The sequence below is a fragment of the Aliihoeflea sp. genome (assembly GCF_052435475.1).
In the GTDB taxonomy this organism is placed as follows: Bacteria; Pseudomonadota; Alphaproteobacteria; order Rhizobiales; family Rhizobiaceae; genus Aliihoeflea.
In genome coordinates this window covers 73906-93749 of the sequence record NZ_JBQVMV010000010.1, presented here as the reverse complement: position 1 = coordinate 93749, position 19844 = coordinate 73906, and the positions used below count along the sequence as shown (strand labels likewise).

Sequence of the window (19844 nt, the reverse complement as noted above, 5' to 3'; positions counted from 1 at the left end):
TGCTACAGACCTTCAACAGCATGATTGAGTTTGGACCCTAGCCACTGGACGGTTTTTACTCCGCCCGCACCGACATCACGCCGGCGCTCCAATGGCCCAATTTGTCACCGCCGTGCACATGACGGAACGCTGCGCCTTCTGTCCGACATGCGCGGCTGGCTCTTCGGCATGCTCTTCCCCAAGCTGCCGCTGGCGCGACAGAGCCCGCGCCATGGCGATGTCGTCAGCCGCATGACGGCCGACATCGACGCGCTCAGCACCGCCCTTCTCGTCGTGGTCAGCCCGATGGTCGCCGCACTGGCGATCTGGATCATCATGACCACCGTGCTGGCGATGATCCTGCCGGCGGCGGCTCTTGCCTATGCGGCGTTCTTCGGCATGGCGATCCTCATCATCCCGGCCGGGCTCGTCGTCGCGTCGCGGCGGCGCGGCCGCGACATCGCGCGCCACATGGCCGATCTCAGAAGCGCCGTGCTGGACGGGGTCGACGGGCATGCCGATCTCATCGCCTTCGGCGCGCGCGCACGCTCGATCGACGGTTTCGCGAATCTCGCCGCCGGGCTTGCGGAGACGAGGCGCGGGCTTGCCACGCTCAACGCGCTTGCCTCGTCATCGGTGCAGTTGCTGGGCGGCGCGACGCTGCTCGCCGTACTCTGGTTCGGTCTCGACGCCCATGAATCCGAAGCACTTTCCGGTCCCGTTCTTGTCGGCCTCGTCCTTGCAGCGCTCGGCAGCTTCGAGGCGGCGGCAGGCGTCGTGCGCGGCCTTGCCAAATTCGCGACCGCCGCCGCCAGCGCCGAGCGCCTGCGCGCGCTGGCCGAGGCCGAGCCCCGCATAAGCGATCCGCTGCGTCCGGCGGAGCCGCCGACCCGTTTCGATCTCTCCTTCGAGAAGGTGACATTCTCTTAGAGGGCGGCGAGCCCGTTCTGCGCGATTTCGATCTCGCGCTTGACGAAGGCGAGATGGTCGCGCTCAAGGGGCCGAGCGGGTCGGGCAAGTCGACCGTGCTACAACTCGCCTTGCGGCTCTATGACCCGTCCGCCGGCACGATCAGGCTTGGCGGCGTCGATCTGCGCACGCTGCGCCAGGACGACCTCCACCGCTCCATCGCCTTTCTCGACCAGTCCGCGCCGATCTTCCTCGACCGCATTCGCAACAATCTGACCATAGCGAACGAAACGGCCGATGACGCTGCACTTTGGGAAGCGCTTGACCGTGCCCGGATCGGTGATTTCGTGCGCGGCCTGCCGCGTGGGCTTGACACGGTGCTGTGGGAGGCGGGCGCGAGCCTGTCGGCGGGTCAGGCGCGGCGGCTGTGCCTCGCCCGCACGCTGCTGTCGCCCGCGCGCATCGTCGTCCTCGATGAGCCAACCAGTGGTCTCGACCGCGAAAACGAACTCACCTTCCTGAACGACATCCCCCAGGCGCTGGCCGGCCGGACAGTGCTTCTGGCGACCCATGCCGCGATCCCCGATGGACCGATGTGTGTCCGCGAATTGAAGGCGGGGCGACTGGAGGACGCGCGATGACGGCCTCGGATCTGGCGCTGCTGAAGGCCAGCCACCGCAAGCAGCTCGCATTGTGCGCCGAACTGGAAGAGATCGCGGACAATCTTCCCGATCATGTCAACAGACAGCGATGCCTCCATCTCGCCCGTTCGCTCTGCCCGATCATCATGGAGGCGCATGCGCTGGAGGAATGTGCGCTCTTTTCCAAGGTTCATGCTCTCGCGCACACTCTGCCAAATCTCGACATCACCATCGAAAGGCTGCGCTGGGAGCATTTCGAGGATTTGTGCTTCAGCGAGGAATTGCGCGAGGCGCTTCTCGATCTGGGTCGCGCCGACCGACCGATCAACGGCGAGGCGCTCGGCTACATGCTGCGCGGTTTCTTCGAAAGCCTGCGCCGCCACGTCGCCTTCGAGCAAGAAATGCTGATGCCGCTGCTCGACCTCGCCAAATCCGATGCTACCCGCAACGGGCCGGGAGAGCATTGAGATCAGAGATCCCGGCATGGCGGTTGGACGTTGACGGTGAAATCGCGCTGAATAGTAACCTTAGGCGCTGGAGCGCTCAAGCGCCTGATCCAACTGCTCTTTCCGGAATTTCGAACGGCATGGTGGACGCCTCCCGCGACCCCCTAGCCGTTGCGTAGATTTCGCATTGAAATCCCGGTTTGCGACCATCCGCCCGAACCGGGAAAGGACGCCGGCTAGATCAGGCCGGAATGTCCCGTCCGGCCCGCACGGATGGCCGCAAGCATTGCATGTGCACGCCCATGTAAAGCGCTTCCGAAGAAGCATCGACTGGAACTGTCGTCCATGGTTTCACTCGTCGGGATCACGCCGCCAAGACGGCGGCAAGCGCCCATATCCTGCCGCCGGAAAGGCATCTCAACTTCAGGCCGAACGATCAGAGCGGGCTGCGCAGGATGGCCGCGAGGGATTTTCCGCCGGGGATGTCGTCCTTGCGCACGCCCAGCACCTTCGCACCCGTGCGCAGCGCGCGGCCGGCGATCTCGTCCACCACGCCGTAGTTGCGCGCGTCGCCCGCCTCGTTGAAGGTGACCGCGCCGGTCTCCTCGTCGATTATGCCGTCCACCACCTCGTCGATGTCGATCAGAAGCCGGTCGATATTGCCAAAGGTCGCCGCCCGCGCGGCGTTGGAAATGTCGGTGGTTGTGCGGCGTTGTCCCTTGCGGGTGTCGAACAGTGCCCGGAAGTCCGCGATCTGCTCCTCGTAGTAGGCGTCGAGGATCGGGCGCGCAGCGTCTGCGAGGTCGGCGTCGCTGGTTCTGTCGTGGCTTCCGCTGATGGCCTGCGGCAGCGCCGAGATGGAACTCACCGAGCGGAAGATGGCTTCCACCGGCTGTGTCGCGGCGAGGATGAGAGGCACGTCGCTGCCCGCCAGGATCGGGCGAAGCGCCGCGTCGACCTTGCGCACATATTGGGCCAGCCGCACCTTCTGCCCCTCGCTGCCATGGACCCGCCCGCTCGGCGAACGGTCGTTGATGGTCGACTTGCCGACCGCGCTGGCCGCGTCCTTCGGAAGATCCGGCACCTTCACCGTCGCGGCCGGAAGGTCGGGCGAGACCTCCACGAGGCGAACGGCGTTTTCCGAGATCGCCAGCACATGTGCCGCATGCGGGAACGTGATGGCGCGGATCAGCGGCTTGAGATGGAAGCGATCCGAGACCTCGACGATCTGCACGAGCTTGTTGGCCAGCCGGTACGTGCGCAAGGACTCCGGCGTGGCGAAGACGGCGAGGCTGTGGGCCTGATACTTCCAGAACTCGTCGTCGTCGGCAAGATCATGCAGATGCTCCTGCAATGCGGCCAGCTGCCTCTTGTCCGTTCCCGCTTCCTCAAGCTGCCTCACCGCTTCCCTGGCAAGGTTCGCAAGCTTGATGCGGGCCTTCTGGATATCCTGGGTGATCGGCGTCGTCGGGAGATAGATCGACACGCAGACATCGGCGCGAGCGTCGTTCAGGGCGGACAGGTCGCGGGAAGTCGGGACGTCGAGATAAAGCATGGGTAACCTTTCAAGTTCGGTCGATGGCATTGATCCGCCGGTTCCTATACGAAATGGCGCGTGAGACCAACCATGCGCAGGCGATCGCCGGTGCTGCCGGCAGGAAGGAGGGCTCGGGTTGCGACCGGGAGTCCGCACCTCAGATCCATGCCGGCGATCAGACTGACATTGCAATCGGCTCCGGGTTAGGCGATTTCAGATCGCATAGAGCATGCATGGGCGGTGCAATGGACATCTGGGCTGGATTGCTTGGCGGTATCGGGCTGTTTCTGCTCGGCATGCGGCTGATGACCGACGGGGTGACGCGTGCAGCTGGCGAGGCGCTCAAGTCCGGACTCGCGGTAGCGACCAAGTCGCGCCTTCGCGGCCTCGCGGTGGGCATCGGCATCACCGCGATCGTTCAGTCCTCGAGTGCAGTGACGGTGGCCACCATCGGCTTCGCCAATGCAGGACTCCTGACCTTCGCCAGCACGGTTTGGGTGATCTACGGCACCAATGTCGGCAACACCATGACGAGTTGGCTTGTGGCCCTCGTCGGGATCAGGATCGACATCGGCATGCTGGCGCTGCCTGTGCTCGGCTTCGGCATGCTAGGCTGGCTGCTGGCCAAGGGACGGCCGCGCACAGCCGGCGCCGGCGAGGCCTTGGCGGGCTTCGGAGCATTCTTCCTCGGCATCGGCATCCTGCAATCGAGCTTCGCCGATCTCGCCCCGCAGGTGGTGCTGCTCACCGACGCGCTGTCGGGATCCATCTGGGAGCGGCCGGCCTTCCTGCTCGTGGGCATCGTCGTCACCCTGCTCACCCAGTCCTCGAGCGCCACCACCGCCATTGTTCTGACCGCTGCGGCGGGCGGTTCGCTGAGCCTGGAGCAGGCTGCGGCCGCCGTGATCGGCGCAAACATCGGTACCACCTCGACCGCGCTTTTCGCGTCGATCGGCGCGACGAGCACCGCCAGGCGGGTCGCAGGGACCCATGTCGGTTTCAACCTGGTGACCGGCTCGACCGCATTCGTGGCATTGCCGCTGTTGCTGTGGATCAGCATCGCGGTTGCGGGGGGCCGCGACGACATCGCTCTCGTGCTGGCGCTTTTCCATACCGCCTACAGCCTGCTCGGCCTCGCGCTGATGGGTCCGCTGACGCCTTGGTTGGTCCGGATTCTTTCAGCCCGTTTCGAACCTCCGCATAGCGCGCGTCCCGCACCACAGTACCTGGATGCCACGCTTGTCGAGGTGCCGGCCCTTGCCTTGCGGGCACTGGCGCTGGAAATGGATCGCCTCGTGGATGCAAGCTTCGCTCTCGTCCGCGACCAGCTGGCGGGAAAGCCGGCGCGCGCCGAGGGCACGGCGACGGTACTGGTGCTGGGCGAAGCCGTCCGGGAGTATCTGGGAAAGATCAATCTAGCTCAGCTGTCGCCATCCGCGGTCGATGCCCTGTCCGACACGCTGCGAGGTCTCCAGCATCTAGAAGAACTGGCGCAGACGGTCCGCGATCTGCCCGATCCGCCCCAAGAGCGAGTTGCAGGTCTCGCGCCGACCGGATTTGCGCTTCTCGTCGATGCGACGATCATGAGTTGCACGCACCTCGATGGCGAGGCTGTGGCCACCCGGCTCGAAGCGCTGGCCGACGAGAGCGAGAATGCATACGAGGCCATCAAGGCCGGAGTCCTGCGAGCTGCCGCGAGCGGACAGGTGGCCATGGCCGCAGCCGAGTATGCGCTGGCCTATGCACGCGCGGTTCGCAATCTCGGGCTCATAGGCCGCAAGGCGCAACGGCGTCTGGCGCCGTGGCGGGTCGCCGATGAAGGGATGGCCGACGTGGAACCCACGAATTAGGTAGTGAAGGCGGGTCGTTCTCGACCCTGCTGCGTTGCTCTGATACCCCCAAAGAAGGCTATCGAGCCGGGCCGCCGGCATCGACTTGGCGCTCGCTCAGACGTAGCGAGCATCTTCTGGATGGTTCAATGCGCAGCCGTCCTTTCGGCAACCGGCGGGAGACGCCCGAGAATCTGGAAATGATGCGCATCATCGATGAGGCGTCATGGAGACGCCCTGGTATGGGTCGCGTCAGATGGCACGGCATTTGCGGTGCCAGGGCTGGTGCGTCGGTCGCAAGCGAGCCCGGCTTCTGACGCGCAAGATCGGTCTGTCGCCGATCTACCAGGCGCCGAAGACCGCCGAGCCGCATCCACAGCACCGCATCTATCCTTACCTGCTGCGGCATCTCGCGATCGAGCGGCCGGATCAGGTGTGGTATGCGCATGGGACCTACATCCCCGATGCGGCTCGGCCTCCTCTACGTCGTCGCCATCATGGACTGGTTCAGCCGCAAGGTGCTGGCCTGGCGGCTATCGAACACGATGGATGCCAACTTCTGTGTCGCCGCCCTTGAGGAGGCGATCGCCCGTTACGGCAGGCCGGATATCTTCAAGACGGATCAGGGAAACCAGTTCACCAGCTTCGCCTTCACGTCGACGCTGAAGGACCCCGACATGCGCAACTCCATGGACGGGCGCGGCCGCTGGATGGACAACGTCTTCATCGAGCGGCTTTGGCGCAGCCTCAAATACGAATGCGTCTTCTGCAAACCGACCGCAAATGCCGCGTTAACGGCTTCGTTCAATCCCGTCCGATTCACATCGGAAGAAATCCGCTCTAACGCCTGCCGGGATCGCACACGATCTCACTGCGTTTGAATCCAGTGGGTTTCGGCATAGGCTTGTCCGGCGAAGATACAGGAGTGGCAGGAGATGGGTTGGTCATTAAAGCTCGGCATAGTTGCTGGCACGGCGGTGCGGGTGCACGTCACCTTCGCGCTTCTCCTGGCCTGGATCTGGTACATGCATTATGCGATCGGCGGCGTAGAGGCCGCTTGGCAGGGCGTGCTGTTCATCCTGGCCGTGTTCGCCTGCGTGGTCCTTCACGAATTCGGCCACGCGTTGGCCGCGCGCCGCTACGGCATCGCGACGCCCGACATCACACTCCTGCCCATCGGCGGGCTCGCGCGGCTGGAGCGCATGCCCGAGGAGCCGCGCCAGGAATTCGTCATCGCCGTCGCCGGGCCGCTGGTCAATGTGGCGATCGCGATCCTCATCATTGCCGTGCTCGGCGGCTCGGGCGCACTTGAGGATATGACCCAGATCGAGGATCCGCGCACGGATTTCCTCGTCCGGCTGGCGGGCGTGAACATCTTCCTTGTACTGTTCAACCTGATCCCCGCCTTCCCGATGGATGGCGGCAGGATATTGCGCGCGGCGCTGGCCACCCGGCTTTCCTGGTCACGGGCAACCCAGATCGCCGCGACCATCGGCCAGGGCATGGCCTTCCTGTTCGGTTTCATCGGGCTTCTATACAATCCGATCCTGATATTCATCGCCATCTTCGTCTATCTGGCGGCCGCCGCCGAAGCCCAGAACGCACAAATCCGCGACATGTCGTCGAGTCTGCTGGTAGGCGACGCCATGGTGACCGATTTCGCCACGCTGCCACTGTCGGCGCGCATCGCCGACGCGGTCGAGGCGCTGTTGGCCACCAGCCAGCACGAGTTCCCCGTGGTCGACTCCAATGGCAGGCTGGAAGGGCTCGTCATGCGCGACGACATCATCCGGACGCTGAGAGAGAGCGGTGCCGAGACCTCCGTCACCAACGCCATGCGCACCGACATCCCGACTATCCACCATCGCAGATGCCTCAATGACGGGCTGCGCATGATGCAGGAATCGGGCGCTCCAGCCGTCGCCGTCCTCGACGGCGCTGGCCGGCTCGTCGGCCTGGTCACGCATGAGAACATCGGCGAGATGATGATGGTGCGCTCGGCCGTTCCCCCGGGCTTCGCCTTTGGGCGGGGCAGGCGGAAGGCGGATATTCGCAATCGGACATGAACATCCGCGCAGCGACGATCCTTGTATCGAGGACTCCTGCGGAAGCGATCTGCAACTCACGTTCCGATTAATGCAGGGCAATTTGGACTAGGAATACGATCGCCTCGGCGAGGACGAAAATATGCTACTTTACCCGAACCGCCCCAATCAGTGCCAGACGACCGGCGAGATCAACCTGGACGGTCTGACCATCGAGACCGGAACGGTGCTGTCGATGATCTGGTCGGTAGGCAACCGTGGCCCTGGGTATTTCCCGAGCCCGAGAAATTCGACCCGGGTCGAGGTCCGGCGCGGCGCCTCATGTTCGGTATGGGGCAGCGTTCCTGTCTCGGACATGCGCCATCGGCCGCGCCATGCTGCTGCACCTTGTCAAGCTCACGGAAGAGCAAAGTCCCGTGTTTGAAGGTGAACTGGGGCGCTGGGCTCGACTTGGACGGAACTATTTGCCTCCCACAATTCGGATTTGAAGCTTCGCCCGTTCCATTGCTTATATGGTTGCCGAAATCCGCAGGCATCATCACGGGTCGCCGAATAGGCGAATCGGGATCGCTGAGGAAAAACAGCACCATTTTCGTCGGCATCGTCGCCCGGGCGGCGTGCAACAACAGCGTGCTTGGTGTGCGGAAATCAGAGGGTGGACTGGCGCCGCTGCCGACCACGATCGCCAATGTGAACGACGGCCGCGTCCAGATCCCGCCGGTGAAGGAGTCGAACCGGGAGGAAATCTTCTCGCGCGTCCGGAACCGCAGGAAACTTGATCCAGTCATTGACTTTCGGCAGGCTGGGCTCGGGCTCATGTGGACTGTCGGGATTCAATCCACGGGTTCTCGCCGCGCGGTATCGTCGCGAAGCGTGGAGCCATTCTTCATGCCCCGGGAGAACTATTGGGTATGCGCGGAGTCGATCGACAACGCGCGTTGATGACCCTATTCTTCTCTGGCGCATTCGCTCCAAACCGCAGCAATTTCAAGATTTGATCAGGATCAATGTCTGGATCGAGCGCCTCTTCGATGATGCCGGTGGTTAGGAGATGCGTTTTCCGTGCCGATCGAGGCTATCCTAACGCGTGCCGCAATCGTCGTGGTACTCGGTGAGTTTCGCCGTGATGATCCTGTTGGCAGACCTCACTTGGCAATCCAGATAGGAAATTTCTCGTCGGGCACCGTTCTGCCCCCTTTGCTAATTCTCAGTCGATGAAAGCTGTTCCCATGCTCCAAATCCTCGTTCCGGTCTCGACCTATCCGACTCCTCCGAAAGCTGAACAACTGGCTGCGATCGCGGCTGCCGCAAAGGGACTGGGTGGCGATCTGGAGGTTCTAGTGCATGAGGTCGTGACCCCGCAGGTCGCCTCGGCACTGGGCAGGGCGCTCATCGACGTGGCTTCCCTGCGCAAGGAGATCGAGGACCGTTGCCGCGAGGACGCCAGGAGTGCCGCCGCGGCACTGGAAGACCTCGCGAAGAAAAGCGACCTCAGGCTTCGCAGCCACGAGATTGTTGCCTTCCCGGCGGATTTCTCGACTAAGGCCACGATCGCTGCACGCTACTGCGACCTGTCGATCATTCTCATGCGTAAGGACGACGAAACGGACCGGCATCTCGCCGAATCCATCATTTTTGGGTCGGGCCGGCCGGTGCTGCTCGTTCCCGAGACTTGCAAGGCGCTCGATATCCAGCGCATCGCCGTCGCCTGGGACGGCAGCCGCGTCGCTGCCCGCGCGCTTGGCGATGCCGCACATCTCTTTCCCGATGCGTCAATCGACATCGTCACCGTGACGGACGAGAAGCGGATCGAAGTGCCGGAAGGCGCGAAACTGATCACGGAGGCGCTGGGCCGATCAGCACGCAAGGCGTCCCTCCGGCAGGTCAGGCGCGAGGGGAGCTCCATCGCCGTCGCGCTGCAGGAGGCGGCGCTGTCGCAGCAGGCCGGCATTCTGGCCATGGGCGGCTTCGGCCATTCGCGCCTGCGCGATTTCGTGCTCGGCGGAGCGACGGCAGGAGTTCTTGCCGATGTGCGGTTGCCGATACTCGTGTCACATTGATTGCCTCCCTTGCCCATTCGAATGGATGGTAGACGGAGAAAGCCCAAGTCAAAAAAGAATAGTAGGACATCCAGTCCGTTTTTGTCCAGAATGAACGAATCTCTTCTACCATCAATATCAGAGATTTCTGGTTGATCCCTTAGCGACGGCCAAGCTCGGTAGGGTTATTCTTTGCGCACATCAACCGCGGCTTGGCGAACCGCTTCAATCAAGGTGTTGACGGCGGTCGCACCCTATCCGTATGACGCGCCGTCTCCCACATATAGAAGGCCCTTTCGACCCTCTTGGCGCAGCGCGCCTGAACGAATACCAAGAATGATCGCGCTGCCTCTTCGCAAATCTTTACCGACAACCGAAAGTTCTGTCGTCTTGCCTCAATTGACCTCGCTTGGTGCTGCCGGAACCGTGACCGGCTCGAAGCATCTTCTCACCCACAACGGGCGCAAGCTTCTCATCGATTGCGGGCTCTTCCAGGGTTTGAAGAACCTGCGCGAACTCAACTGGGCGCCGCTTCCCGTATCGCCGCGCGAGCTTGACGGTGTGGTCCTTACCCACGCCCATCTCGACCACAGCGGCTATTTGCCACGTCTCGTGCGCGATGGCTTCCGCGGCAAGATCTACGCTACTCCCGCCACCAGGGATGTGGCGAGCTTGATCTTGCGGGATAGCGGCTTTCTTCAGGAAAAGGATGCCGAATTCCTGAATCGCCACGGCGCGACAAAACACAAGCCGGCGCTGCCGCTTTACGGCGTGCGCGAGGCCGAACGCGCGATCGAACACTTCTCGACTGTCGAATTCGGCCAGACGGTGAAACTCGCCTGTGGGGCGCTTCTGCGCTTCGAGCATGCCGGCCATATTCTGGGCGCAGCGATCGCACGGATCGAATGGGGCGGACGTCGGATCGTCTTCTCAGGTGATCTCGGCCGCTATGGCGATCCACTGCTGCCCGACCCGACGTTGGTCGCCGAAGCCGATTATGTGATGATCGAATCGACTTACGGCAATCGACGGCACGAAAAGGACGATCCGGCCGAAGCGCTCGGTGAGGTGGTGGAGCGCACGGTGGCGCGTGGTGGCACGGTCGTCATTCCCGCCTTTGCGGTCGGGCGCGCGCAAGGGCTGCTCTATTTTCTGTGGCGGCTCAAAAAGGCCGGGCGTCTCCAAACGGTCCCGGTATATCTCGACAGCCCCATGGCGATCGATGCCACCGAGTTGATGAGCGCACATCCCGCAGATCATCGTCTTGATGTTGCGACCTGTCGCGAGACGTTTTCGACCGCGCGCTATACCGCTGATGTCGAGGCGTCAAAAGCGATCTCGGTCAGTCGCTATCCGAAGATCGTGATCTCGGCTTCGGGCATGGCGACGGGCGGGCGTGTCCTGCACCATCTGAAGGCTTTCGCGCCAGATGCGAAGAACACGATTCTGCTCACCGGATTCCAGGCCGCCGGAACGAGAGGCCGCGCCCTTGCCGACGGTGCGCGCGAGGTGAAAATCCATGGGCACTGGATACCCGTCAACGCGGAAATCGTTGAACTCGATACGCTGTCGGCGCACGCCGATGCGGACGAACTGATCCGCTGGCTGTCGGGCTTCCAGCGCCCGCCCCGGCGCATTTTCATTGTCCATGGCGAGCCCGAGGCGTCCGAGGCCCTACGCATCCGCATCGGCAGGGAACTGGGCTGGGACAGCGTCGTGCCGAGGCAGGAGCAGATGTTCGAGCTGTGAGCAGCCGGTCGCGGTCACAACGCCTTGATACCCAATCATCATTCCGTATTCCATCTGCGCCGTTGATCGTCGCCATAATCGCGCATGGCAGGCCGGAACCATGACCCGGACTGAGGTCAACACTGAGATGCGCCATCGGCTGGATTATTTTTAGGATGGTAGGCCCTTCCTCTGCTCCGGTGCCGCCGTGGATACGTTACTCTGCCTTCGCGGCACGGAACACGGCCCGCGCCCTTAGCCCGTCCTCCCAGTCAGTCGCAGTCCCCATGCAAATGCCTTGACACTTCGTTCGCTTGACTGTCGTGCCCGGCGTCAATCCCAACTACTCGTCGTTGGAGCTTTCAGAATGGTCAACCTCATCGGGGATTTCAGGGCTAGTCCTGAAGTCATCCGGCTTCGAAGTGGCTGTCTCAGCCAGCTTCGCGCGAACCTGGGCAACGCCGTCTTCATCCACTTCGATTATGTTTGCGCTCTCGTCGGGCAGGCCCTCGCCAGTCTGGGCGATGGTCTCGTCCTTGGGACGGTCATTCGTTCCAGTCATGATTTTTTCCTTCATACCGTCGACCTCCTGAGCAGGTTGAACGCGAAAGGCGGAAATTTGGTCCAAGCGACGGCTGCTCCTGCCGAGCTCTTGAAGACGCAAGCAATGTAACAACCCGCCTTGTGGTGCGCTTAATGCGGGATCGGCGTAGCGGTTTTTGAACTGCAGAGCCCTATGGGCAACCGTCGGCATCGTGAGCGACAATTAGATAGTACTGGTATCAATGGGTAATCTGCACATTGTGCCCGACGACGTCTGCGCCCTTGCCGCCATTCGCCGTCGCGCCCGGCTCGGGATGGGGATCGCTTTGCTTGAAGACAGGCGGCATGCGCGGATACGGTGTGACTCAGAATTATGGAGGAAGCACGATGTACAATCATATCTTTCATCCGGCCGATGGCTCGGAACTCGCCCGTCACTGGCAAAGGCGCTGGAAGCAAGCTCACGATCGTTACGGCGAGCGAGCCGTTCGCCGCTGCCGCATACAGCGACGGAAGGCTCTTCAATCCGGAGGCTTTCCAGCGCTAAGAAAGTGAACGAACAAAGATTTGCCGTCGATATGCTCGCGAAAGTGAAAGTCACGGCCGAAAAAATGGGAGTTGGGGTTAATGCCCAACACATTCCCAATCAATGGCGGCAACAGCGATCTTGGAGACGGCCGGCGTCTCGAATGCAGTCGCATTGTAATGTTCTAGCGTGGCCGACGCGGAATCAGCCGACTGTTCCTCGGCAGCCAGACCGCCGACGTTCTGGCGCACAGCCCGGGGCCGGTTCTCGTCGTGCGTTGACGGGATTTCGGTTTCCGGCACCCAGTTTCGTTGCGATGCGGACCTGTCCGGTCTGAAGGACATCCATCAAAGTCGGCCTCATGAGCAACACGAAAAGCATCGTCCTTCCGGCAACCTTCGCTTCATACGCGCGGTGGTGGTGCTACGTCCATTGCGATCTCGAGGTAATGACAGCCAGAAAGGATTTCGATCCCAACCGCGCAGATGGACAGATTTGGGAAGGATCTACGAGCCGCTTCCCTAGCAAGTTCAGGAACCGGAACCGACCTAGCTCATGCTTGATACAGATCAACGACAGCTGGACTTATCCCGCTATCGACTGAAGGAATGGGAACTGCATCGAGGCAATATTGCATCATTTACCCGTCACCGTGGCGCTGCTTGTGTGTCTGGGTCTAGCTTTCGCGCTCATGGGTGCGATCATATTCATCGGATGAGCACAGCCTCTCATACAGCCCGCAGAGACACACTGTCGATGCGCACAAGGATTCAGCCCGAGCTGACTCGAACCGAGCCGCCACCGATGAGCTCGCGGAAAATCAATCAGGACCGGGTGAGATGATCTCTTACGCAGCAATCGGAGTGGTGAATCTGTCGCGTTCGCTGCACGGCAACTCGACGGGCCGAAACCCGTTTTCTTAAGTCGGCGACTTCAGATCATTCCTTGCACTGTTTCATGAGCGCCAATGCTGTGAATCGCAGCATCGATCCCGCGCGGGCGAGCAGGTGACAATACGACAAGCTGACATGCGAAATCTCTGTGCATTCCAATGCTCCGTCCCTATTCCTTTCGATTTCTCCATACGGCGGACATCCCCCAACTTGTCGTAGCGTCGTAAAACAGTCGATCGATGGAATCTTGCGCCTGCAGCATGGAATCGCTCTTTTAAGAACTCGTTGTCATGACCAAGTGCTGCGACGAGCTCGAGCTTTCCCATTGGTGGGCTTCCTTTTCTCCGGGTATACTGTCGAACATGCACATGATCCGGATCGACCCGCACGAAATTCAAGCCGCGATTTTCGATCTCGACGGAGTCCTGACCGACACCGCGCGCAGTCACGCGTCCGCCTGGAAGGAGGTCTTCGACCAGGTTCTGTCCACTCATGATGTCGAGGATGAGAACGGCCGGCCTTTCGACATGGAAGGGGATTATCTGCGTCATGTCGATGGTCGCCCCAGACTTGACGGCATACGTGCGTTTCTCGCCTCGCGCGATCTGGACCTGCCCGATGGTGAGGAAGGTGACACCTCTCTCGATACCGTCATCGGCATCGGACGCGCAAAAAACGATCTTGTCGCCCGGCGTCTGACCCGCGACAGCCGGCCGCTTCCCGGCGCGCTGGACCTTATTGCCACGATGAAAGCGGTGGGGATGAAGGTCGCCGTCGCCTCGTCGAGCGCCAATTGCGCCGCCGTTCTGGAGGCTGTCGGACTTGCGGAGATTGTCGACGCGCGTGTGGACGGTCTCGAACTCGAACGGCTCGGCCTCGCCGGGAAACCCGATCCGGCGATGTTCATCGAAGCGTTGCGGCGGGTCGGCGTCGCGGCGGACCGCGCCATTGTCTTCGAGGACGCTGAAGCCGGCGTGGCTGCCGGTCGGCGCGCCGGCTTCCGTCTCGTCATCGGCATTGCTGGAAGCGATGCCCACGCGGCGGCGCTCAGGAAGCACGGCGCCGACGAGGTGGTGGAAAACCTGTCCCACGTGACGCTTGCACGCGTTCAAGCGCCAGGAACGTAAGCCACCTCCGCCTCGCTCGCGCGCGGCGGATCGCAATCCTTCGGCCGCGGTGTCGCGCGCCGGGTTTGCGGAGCGGCAGCAGTCAGTTCCACCTTGTCGCTGACGTGCCAGATCATCAGGCTCTCGCCCTCCAGAAGGCGGTAGGTTGTTTCCGCATGATCGATCTCGATCCGAAGCAGCTGTCCACGCACCCGCAGACAAAACTGCATCGCAGGCCATTCGTCCGGCAGTGCCGGATGAAAGGAGATGCGGCCGCGATAATCACGCATGCCGCCGAACCCGTAGACCATTGCCATCCAGGTTCCGCCGATCGAGGCGATATGGGCGCCGTGCTTCATGTTTCCGCCGACATCCGAAAGGTCCATCACAGCGGCGAAGCGAAAATAGTCGAGCGCCTTGCCGCGATAGCCGATCTCGTTGGCCACGATGCTCTGGATGCAGACCGAGAGAGAGGAATCATGCGTGGTGATGGGATCGTAATAGTCGAAGTTCCGCTTCTTCTCGCCTTCTGTGAACCGATCGCCCAGGAGGAACATCGCCAGCAGCGTGTCGGCCTGCTTGATGACCTGCGCCCGGTAGAGATTGAGCGGGTGATAATGCAACAGCAAAGGGTAGTGATCCTCGGGCGTGTTTTCGAAATCCCACGGCTCCTTGTCGAGAAAGCCGTCATCTTGTGGATGGACCTGCAACCGCTCGTCGTAAGGCAGATACATCAACTCGGCTGCCTGCCGCCACTCCGCCGCCTCCTCCGCCTCCAGCCCGGTTCGGGCGACGAGGTCGCGATAGGCTTCGGGCGCATGGACCTTCATGCGTTCCACGATCTCGGCCGCATGGGCCATATTTTCGCTCGCCATCAGATTGGTGAAGTAATTGTTGTCGACGACGGCGTTGTACTCGTCGGGTCCCGTCACGCCGTTGATGCAGAACCGGCCGTCCCTGCGCTTCGAGAAGAAGCCGAGATCGCGCCAGAGGCGGGCCGTCTCGACGAGGATTTCGGCGCCATGGCGGTGGAGGAAGTCCTCGTCGCCCGTGACCTCGACATATTTGCGTATCGCATATGAGATGTCGGCGTTGATATGGTACTGGGCCGTTCCGGCTGCATAATAGGCCGAAGCCTCTTCACCATTGATCGTTCGCCACGGGAAGGCCGCCCCGCGATGGCCGAGTTCGGCAGCCCGTTCTCGCGCGTTGTCGAGCGTGCGATACCGGAAATGAAGCACATTCCGTGCCGCTTCAGGCGCGGTATAGATCAGGAACGGCAACACATAGATCTCGGTGTCCCAGAAATAGTGGCCCTCATAGGTGCGGCCCGTGAGTCCGCGAACACCTATGCTGTGGCCCTCCGCGCGTTGCGAAGCCTGGAACAGTTGGAAGAGATTCCAGCGGATCACCTGCTGCAGGCGCGAATCGGACGATTCGACCTCGACGTCGGCACGCTTCCAGAAAGCGGCCATATCGATCTCCTGCCGCGCGCGGATGGCTCGAAAGCCTGTTCTGCGGGCCTCGTCGAGCGTGGCTCCCACACGTGCCAGCATCACCTCCTCTTCATCGGCCCTGCCGTAGTGATAGGCGAGATATTTGCGAAGCTTGACAGTTCCGCCCGCGCATCTCGACCTGAACACCAACGCCTCGCTCTCGGCATCCCGCCCGACGGCGAAATCGCTGTCGGATTCAAGATGGTGATCCATGCCGCAACCCAGCACGAAGCCGCTGCTTCGGGTTCGGTAGAGAAAGGTCGATCTCGTTTCGGCGTGGCGCGCTTCCAGCAATTCGATCGCGTTTTCATCCGCACCGTTCTCGATGCGCGGATCGCCCTCCACCGGCGGCAGCGGGTATCGTTCGACGAAGTCCGAGACGATCGCGACGTCCGCCCCGCCTTCGGGCAGGGTCAGTTCCCATTCGATCGCGGCCAGATGACGGTCGGCGAAAGAGACGAGACGCGAGGTGTGCAGATGAAAGCGCTTGCCGGTTTGCGTACGCCACTCCAGCAGACGATGGAGCACCCCTTCCCTGAAATCCAGCCGCCTTTCGAAAGCGAGGATGTCCGCGGCCGCCATATCGAAGGCCTCGCCGTCCACGAACAGTTTGATCGGCAGGCCATCGGGGCAGTTGAGCATGCTTTGGCCCCGTTCGGGGAACCCGTAGGCCTTCTCGCCATAGTTGATGGGGCGATACTCGTAAAAGCCGTTCAGAAAGGTCCCTGGCTCGTGGATCGGCCGGCCTTCGTCCAGCGTTCCGCGGATGCCGAGATATCCGTTGGAGAGCGCGAACATCGTCTCCGTCTGGCCGAGTTCGTCATCCGCCATCTCGGGCTCCGGCTTGACGACCGCGAGGCTCCAGGGGTCTGGCGGAAAGGCATCGAACGAAGGCAGCCTGCGCTCTCGAAGCATCCAGTTCTCCTTCCGGTTCAAGAAGTCGGGCTGGCTTCAATCTAGAGCATCGGACCGAAGAGTGAACAATGTCTACCGGATGAACGCGAGCGCGAGCATAGCTGCCGAGGAGCGGTCTTGTGAGCCTCGGCCACCTCGCCGTTTCGAACCCGTATCGAAGAAGCGGCTACGCGGCGGTCTGTGCCGCCAGGTCGCCGGTCGCCGCGTCGGCTCCCTTGTGCAACTCCTTCGCTGCATCGGCAGCCACTCGCGACCCGATACTGGTGACTTTGGCCGCTTCGCGCGAATAGTCCAACTGGGCGTTCTGGCAATAGTTTGTGTAGACGTCGAAGGCATCGTTGAAGTCGTCACTTGCGAGCAGATCGTCGGCAAGCTTCATATCCTGTTCGCAACGATGCTTCAGGAAGGACAGCGCTTCGATCTGGTAGCGCATCGCCGACTTGAATGCGTGGCCCTGCAGGCGCGCGAGCGAGAACAGCCCCTTCTGGCTCTGAGTGAGCATCGGAATGGTTTGCAGCATTGTGGCTCCGGTGCGTTCGTTCTTTGCAGCCATGACGGCCTCCTTGTCCTGGTTTCGGTTCCGGGCGCGGATCGGCATCAAGAACATCGTGCGTCCCTGACGAATTGCAGTTGACCCCGGTTCGGCAGGCCTTTCATTGACTTCGATCAAGTTTGGGGCATGACGGCCGACAACGCCGAGCCGCACCAACGCGGGAGGTCAGAAGCTGCCGAACATAGTTCCCAGCATGATCACCATAATCAGGGCGACGAGTGGAAAGAGGATGCACACGACCGCGAGATCGCCATAGGATTCCCGATGGCCAAGACCGCAGATGGACAGAAGCGTGATAACCGCGCCGTTGTGGGGCAGCGTGTCGAGGCTGCCGGTCGCGAGCGTCGTCACCCGGTGCAGCAGTTGCGGCGAAATGCCGGCGGCTTGCGCCAGCGCCATATAGGTCTCGCCCAGCGTGGTCAGCGCGATCGACATGCCTCCCGACGCCGATCCGGTCAGGCCGGCGAGAAAACTAGCCGCGATCGCGAGCGAAACCAGCGGGTTGTCGCCGCCCAGTTCTAGCACCTGTTCGGTGATGAGCAGAAAGCCCGACAGCGAAGCGACCACGGCGCCGAAGCCGACAAGGCTGGCCGTATTGAAGATCGGCAGCAAGGCATCGTCGGCCCCGTCGTCCAGCGCGGGAACAATGCGGTCCAGGCGGCGCAGATTGAGACATGTCAGCATGAGGATCGACAGGCTGAGTGCCGCGATCACCGACCAGATTCCGTGTAGTTCCTCTACGGTCGTCTCATCATAGAGCGGCAGGGCCAGATAGGACGTGTCGAGAGCGGGGATCACCAGCCAGGTGAAGATCGCGTTGAGGGCAAGCACCAGAACCAGCGGCAAGGCGGCGAAGAAAACGTGCGGGCCTTCCCTGCCGGAGGTCTCCGTTCTTTCCGGCTTCTCCAGCGCATCGAAGCCCGGCCCGATCCGGACCGCGCGCCATTCCAGCCATCGCCAGCCTCCGGCGAACATGATGATAGCCGCGATAATCCCCAATCCCGGCGCTGCGAAGGGCGTCGTGCCGAAGAATGGCATTGGAATGGCGTTCTGGATCGACGGCGCGCCGGGGAGCGCCGACATGGTGAAGGTGAATGCCCCAAGCGCGATTGTAGCCGGCATCAGCCGTTTCGGCAGGTCTGCCTTCCGAAAAAGCCGCAATGCGACGGGATAGATGGCGAAGGCGACGACGAAAAGCGAAACGCCGCCATATGTCATCGCGGCGCAGGACAGGATCACGGCAAGGATCGCCCTGTCGGACCCGAGCCGGGTGACGATACTCTCCGCAAGTACCTTTGCCGAGCCGGTGACGTCCATCAGCTTGCCGAACACCGCGCCGAGCAGGAAAAGCGGGAAATAAGAGATGATGAAGCCGCCGGTCGCGTGCATGAATATCTGCGTATAGGAGGCGAGGATCGCACCACCGCCGCTCAGGATCACGGCCAGAGTGGCCATGGCGGGCGCGAGCAGGACGAGATTGCCGCCACGATAGGCGAGCCCGATCAGGGCGCCGAGGCAGATCAGAATGACCGCGATGTCATACATGGGGTCTCCTGAAGCTCGGTGCGGCCGGAACGCCCTGCCCTTCTCGGCCGGCATTATCCAGCGGGCTGAAGACGAGCAGGCGGCGCAAGCATGCCGCGCGAGGTTTCCATCGTGATGCTGCAACGCAACATTGCCGATTGGATTCGGTCACGCAAGAGCGAAATGGTGCGCTGAAATCGGCATTCTCGAACAGCGATCTGTTAACCAATCTGACCGACAATATTCGGCATGAAACAATTTGCTTTCACCGCCGTGTTGCTGTCATTCGCCCTGCCCGCGATGGCCGATGAACTCATCGAATTCGGTCGAGAGATCGCGCAGGTGAACTGCGCTTCATGCCATGCCATCTCGACGGACGATGCGAGCCAGCATCCTGAAGCACCGCCGCTTCGCGAACTTTCGGCGCGCTACCCACTCGACGCGCTTGCGGAAGCGTTCGTTCAAGGGATCTATGTCGGGCATCCGGATATGCCGGAGTTCGAAGCAACGGTCGAACAGGTCGACGCCCTGCTTGCCTATCTGGATACGATCCAGAATCCTGTGCCCTGAGCCGCCCGTCCGATCGCGGCCTGACCCGGGACGTGGCGGCTTTTGGCTTGAGGATGTGCGGCAGGGGCGGCTACGCTGCTGCTCCACGAACATGGAGGCAGCACGATGTACAACCATATTCTCGTCCCGACCGATGGTTCCGATCTCGCGCAGAAAGGCGTTGACCACGCCCTGTCACTGGCAAAGGCGCTGGGAAGCAAGGTCACGATCGTTACAGCGACAGAGCCGTTCGCTGCGGGCGCATATAGCGAAGGATGGCTCTCCAATCCGGAGGATTTCCAGCGCTACGAAACCGAGCGGACAAGATCCGCCAGAGAAATGGTCGAGAAGGTAAAGACTGCGGCCGAGAAGATGGGCGTCGGCGCCGCGACCGAACACATTGCCGATCGAACGGCGGCAACTGCGATTCTGGAGACCGCCAAGAGACTCGGATGCAGCCTGATCGTGATGTCCTCGCACGGCCGCCGCGGAGTCAGCCGGTTGCTGCTTGGCAGCCAGACCGCCGAGGTTCTGGCACACAGCCCGGTTCCGGTCCTCGTCGTGCGCTGAACGTTCCCGACCAGCG

Annotated in this window: 16 protein-coding genes and 2 pseudogenes; 13 read left to right on the top strand and 5 right to left on the bottom strand. The window is 62.0% G+C overall.

Annotation, left to right across the window (positions count from 1 at the left end):
- The first annotated feature begins 168 nt into the window (after positions 1–168).
- The 3 genes from ACT6QU_RS12760 to ACT6QU_RS12750 are packed head-to-tail and all read left to right on the top strand — an operon-like array spanning position 169 to position 1996.
- On the top strand, positions 169–909 hold the full coding sequence (locus ACT6QU_RS12760) for an ABC transporter transmembrane domain-containing protein (RefSeq protein ID WP_444836950.1): 741 nt from the start codon (positions 169–171) through the stop codon (positions 907–909).
- On the top strand, positions 900–1529 hold the full coding sequence (locus ACT6QU_RS12755) for an ATP-binding cassette domain-containing protein (RefSeq protein ID WP_444836977.1): 630 nt from the start codon (positions 900–902) through the stop codon (positions 1527–1529). Before ACT6QU_RS12760 ends, ACT6QU_RS12755 begins: the two co-directional genes overlap by 10 nt.
- Entirely contained in the window at positions 1526–1996 is a 471-nt protein-coding gene (locus ACT6QU_RS12750) for a hemerythrin domain-containing protein (protein WP_444836949.1), read from the top strand. Before ACT6QU_RS12755 ends, ACT6QU_RS12750 begins: the two co-directional genes overlap by 4 nt.
- A gap of 415 nt (positions 1997–2411) precedes the next feature.
- Here the strand turns inward: ACT6QU_RS12750 and ACT6QU_RS12745 are convergent, their stop codons facing one another.
- On the bottom strand, positions 2412–3530 hold the full coding sequence (locus ACT6QU_RS12745; RefSeq protein WP_444836948.1) for a baeRF11 domain-containing protein: 1119 nt from the start codon (positions 3528–3530) through the stop codon (positions 2412–2414).
- Positions 3531–3553: 23 nt separating this feature from the next.
- Between ACT6QU_RS12745 and ACT6QU_RS12740 the strand changes: the two genes are divergently transcribed.
- From ACT6QU_RS12740 to ACT6QU_RS12715, 6 genes and pseudogenes are all read left to right on the top strand, one after another.
- Positions 3554–5362 carry a Na/Pi cotransporter family protein gene (locus ACT6QU_RS12740; RefSeq protein WP_444836947.1) on the top strand — a complete coding sequence of 603 codons (1809 nt, stop codon included), beginning with the start codon at positions 3554–3556 and terminating at the stop codon, positions 5360–5362.
- 158 nt (positions 5363–5520) lie between these two features.
- A pseudogene (locus tag ACT6QU_RS12735) lies at positions 5521–6108 on the top strand (IS3 family transposase); the annotation flags it as partial.
- 168 nt (positions 6109–6276) lie between these two features.
- Entirely contained in the window at positions 6277–7407 is a 1131-nt protein-coding gene (locus tag ACT6QU_RS12730) for a site-2 protease family protein (protein ID WP_444836946.1), read from the top strand.
- Positions 7408–7902: 495 nt separating this feature from the next.
- A complete protein-coding gene (locus ACT6QU_RS12725; protein WP_444836945.1) occupies positions 7903–8328 on the top strand; it encodes a hypothetical protein in 426 nt (141 codons plus the stop codon).
- A gap of 287 nt (positions 8329–8615) precedes the next feature.
- Complete coding sequence (locus ACT6QU_RS12720) at positions 8616–9446, top strand: universal stress protein (protein WP_444836944.1); 831 nt, start codon at positions 8616–8618, stop codon at positions 9444–9446.
- A 405-nt stretch (positions 9447–9851) separates the two neighbouring features.
- Entirely contained in the window at positions 9852–11174 is a 1323-nt protein-coding gene (locus ACT6QU_RS12715; RefSeq protein ID WP_444836943.1) for an MBL fold metallo-hydrolase RNA specificity domain-containing protein, read from the top strand.
- A gap of 322 nt (positions 11175–11496) precedes the next feature.
- Here the strand turns inward: ACT6QU_RS12715 and ACT6QU_RS12710 are convergent, their stop codons facing one another.
- Positions 11497–11730 carry a hypothetical protein gene (locus tag ACT6QU_RS12710; protein WP_444836942.1) on the bottom strand — a complete coding sequence of 78 codons (234 nt, stop codon included), beginning with the start codon at positions 11728–11730 and terminating at the stop codon, positions 11497–11499.
- Positions 11731–12422: 692 nt separating this feature from the next.
- Here ACT6QU_RS12710 and ACT6QU_RS12705 point away from each other — a divergent pair.
- Together ACT6QU_RS12705 and ACT6QU_RS12700 are read left to right on the top strand one after the other, a co-directional pair.
- A pseudogene (locus ACT6QU_RS12705) lies at positions 12423–12503 on the top strand (universal stress protein); the annotation flags it as partial.
- A 980-nt stretch (positions 12504–13483) separates the two neighbouring features.
- A complete protein-coding gene (locus tag ACT6QU_RS12700) occupies positions 13484–14242 on the top strand; it encodes an HAD family hydrolase (protein WP_444836941.1) in 759 nt (252 codons plus the stop codon).
- Here the strand turns inward: ACT6QU_RS12700 and ACT6QU_RS12695 are convergent.
- The 3 genes from ACT6QU_RS12695 to ACT6QU_RS12685 all read right to left on the bottom strand — a co-directional run bounded on the left by ACT6QU_RS12695 (position 14224) and on the right by ACT6QU_RS12685 (position 18730).
- Positions 14224–16632, bottom strand: coding sequence for a glycoside hydrolase family 65 protein (locus tag ACT6QU_RS12695; protein ID WP_444836940.1), 2409 nt, complete (start codon positions 16630–16632; stop codon positions 14224–14226). The two genes, ACT6QU_RS12700 and ACT6QU_RS12695, sit on opposite strands and share 19 nt — an antisense overlap.
- Positions 16633–16798: 166 nt before the next feature.
- Positions 16799–17185, bottom strand: a complete 387-nt coding sequence (locus ACT6QU_RS12690) for a phasin family protein (RefSeq protein ID WP_444836939.1) — start codon at positions 17183–17185, stop codon at positions 16799–16801.
- 165 nt (positions 17186–17350) lie between these two features.
- Complete coding sequence (locus ACT6QU_RS12685) at positions 17351–18730, bottom strand: GntP family permease (RefSeq protein ID WP_444836938.1); 1380 nt, start codon at positions 18728–18730, stop codon at positions 17351–17353.
- A 228-nt stretch (positions 18731–18958) separates the two neighbouring features.
- Between ACT6QU_RS12685 and ACT6QU_RS12680 the strand changes: the two genes are divergently transcribed.
- Together ACT6QU_RS12680 and ACT6QU_RS12675 are read left to right on the top strand one after the other, a co-directional pair.
- Positions 18959–19279 (top strand): cytochrome c, encoded by a 321-nt coding sequence (locus ACT6QU_RS12680; RefSeq protein WP_444836937.1) that lies wholly within the window; start codon positions 18959–18961, stop codon positions 19277–19279.
- 105 nt (positions 19280–19384) lie between these two features.
- Positions 19385–19828 carry a universal stress protein gene (locus tag ACT6QU_RS12675; protein ID WP_444836936.1) on the top strand — a complete coding sequence of 148 codons (444 nt, stop codon included), beginning with the start codon at positions 19385–19387 and terminating at the stop codon, positions 19826–19828.
- Positions 19829–19844 lie beyond the last annotated feature (16 nt).

What these genes read in the sequence shown, in the direction of transcription:
- ACT6QU_RS12690 (WP_444836939.1), bottom strand. Translation starts at nt 17,185, where the DNA reads ATGGCTGCAAAGAACGAACGCACCGGAGCCACAATGCTGCAAACCATT.
- ACT6QU_RS12720 (WP_444836944.1), top strand. Translation starts at nt 8,616, where the DNA reads ATGCTCCAAATCCTCGTTCCGGTCTCGACCTATCCGACTCCTCCGAAA.
- ACT6QU_RS12685 (WP_444836938.1), bottom strand. Translation starts at nt 18,730, where the DNA reads ATGTATGACATCGCGGTCATTCTGATCTGCCTCGGCGCCCTGATCGGG.
- ACT6QU_RS12700 (WP_444836941.1), top strand. Translation starts at nt 13,484, where the DNA reads ATGATCCGGATCGACCCGCACGAAATTCAAGCCGCGATTTTCGATCTC.
- ACT6QU_RS12675 (WP_444836936.1), top strand. Translation starts at nt 19,385, where the DNA reads ATGTACAACCATATTCTCGTCCCGACCGATGGTTCCGATCTCGCGCAG.
- ACT6QU_RS12740 (WP_444836947.1), top strand. Translation starts at nt 3,554, where the DNA reads ATGGCATTGATCCGCCGGTTCCTATACGAAATGGCGCGTGAGACCAAC.
- ACT6QU_RS12750 (WP_444836949.1), top strand. Translation starts at nt 1,526, where the DNA reads ATGACGGCCTCGGATCTGGCGCTGCTGAAGGCCAGCCACCGCAAGCAG.
- ACT6QU_RS12695 (WP_444836940.1), bottom strand. Translation starts at nt 16,632, where the DNA reads ATGCTTCGAGAGCGCAGGCTGCCTTCGTTCGATGCCTTTCCGCCAGAC.
- ACT6QU_RS12730 (WP_444836946.1), top strand. Translation starts at nt 6,277, where the DNA reads ATGGGTTGGTCATTAAAGCTCGGCATAGTTGCTGGCACGGCGGTGCGG.
- ACT6QU_RS12710 (WP_444836942.1), bottom strand. Translation starts at nt 11,730, where the DNA reads ATGAAGGAAAAAATCATGACTGGAACGAATGACCGTCCCAAGGACGAG.
- ACT6QU_RS12745 (WP_444836948.1), bottom strand. Translation starts at nt 3,530, where the DNA reads ATGCTTTATCTCGACGTCCCGACTTCCCGCGACCTGTCCGCCCTGAAC.
- ACT6QU_RS12680 (WP_444836937.1), top strand. Translation starts at nt 18,959, where the DNA reads ATGAAACAATTTGCTTTCACCGCCGTGTTGCTGTCATTCGCCCTGCCC.
- ACT6QU_RS12760 (WP_444836950.1), top strand. Translation starts at nt 169, where the DNA reads ATGCTCTTCCCCAAGCTGCCGCTGGCGCGACAGAGCCCGCGCCATGGC.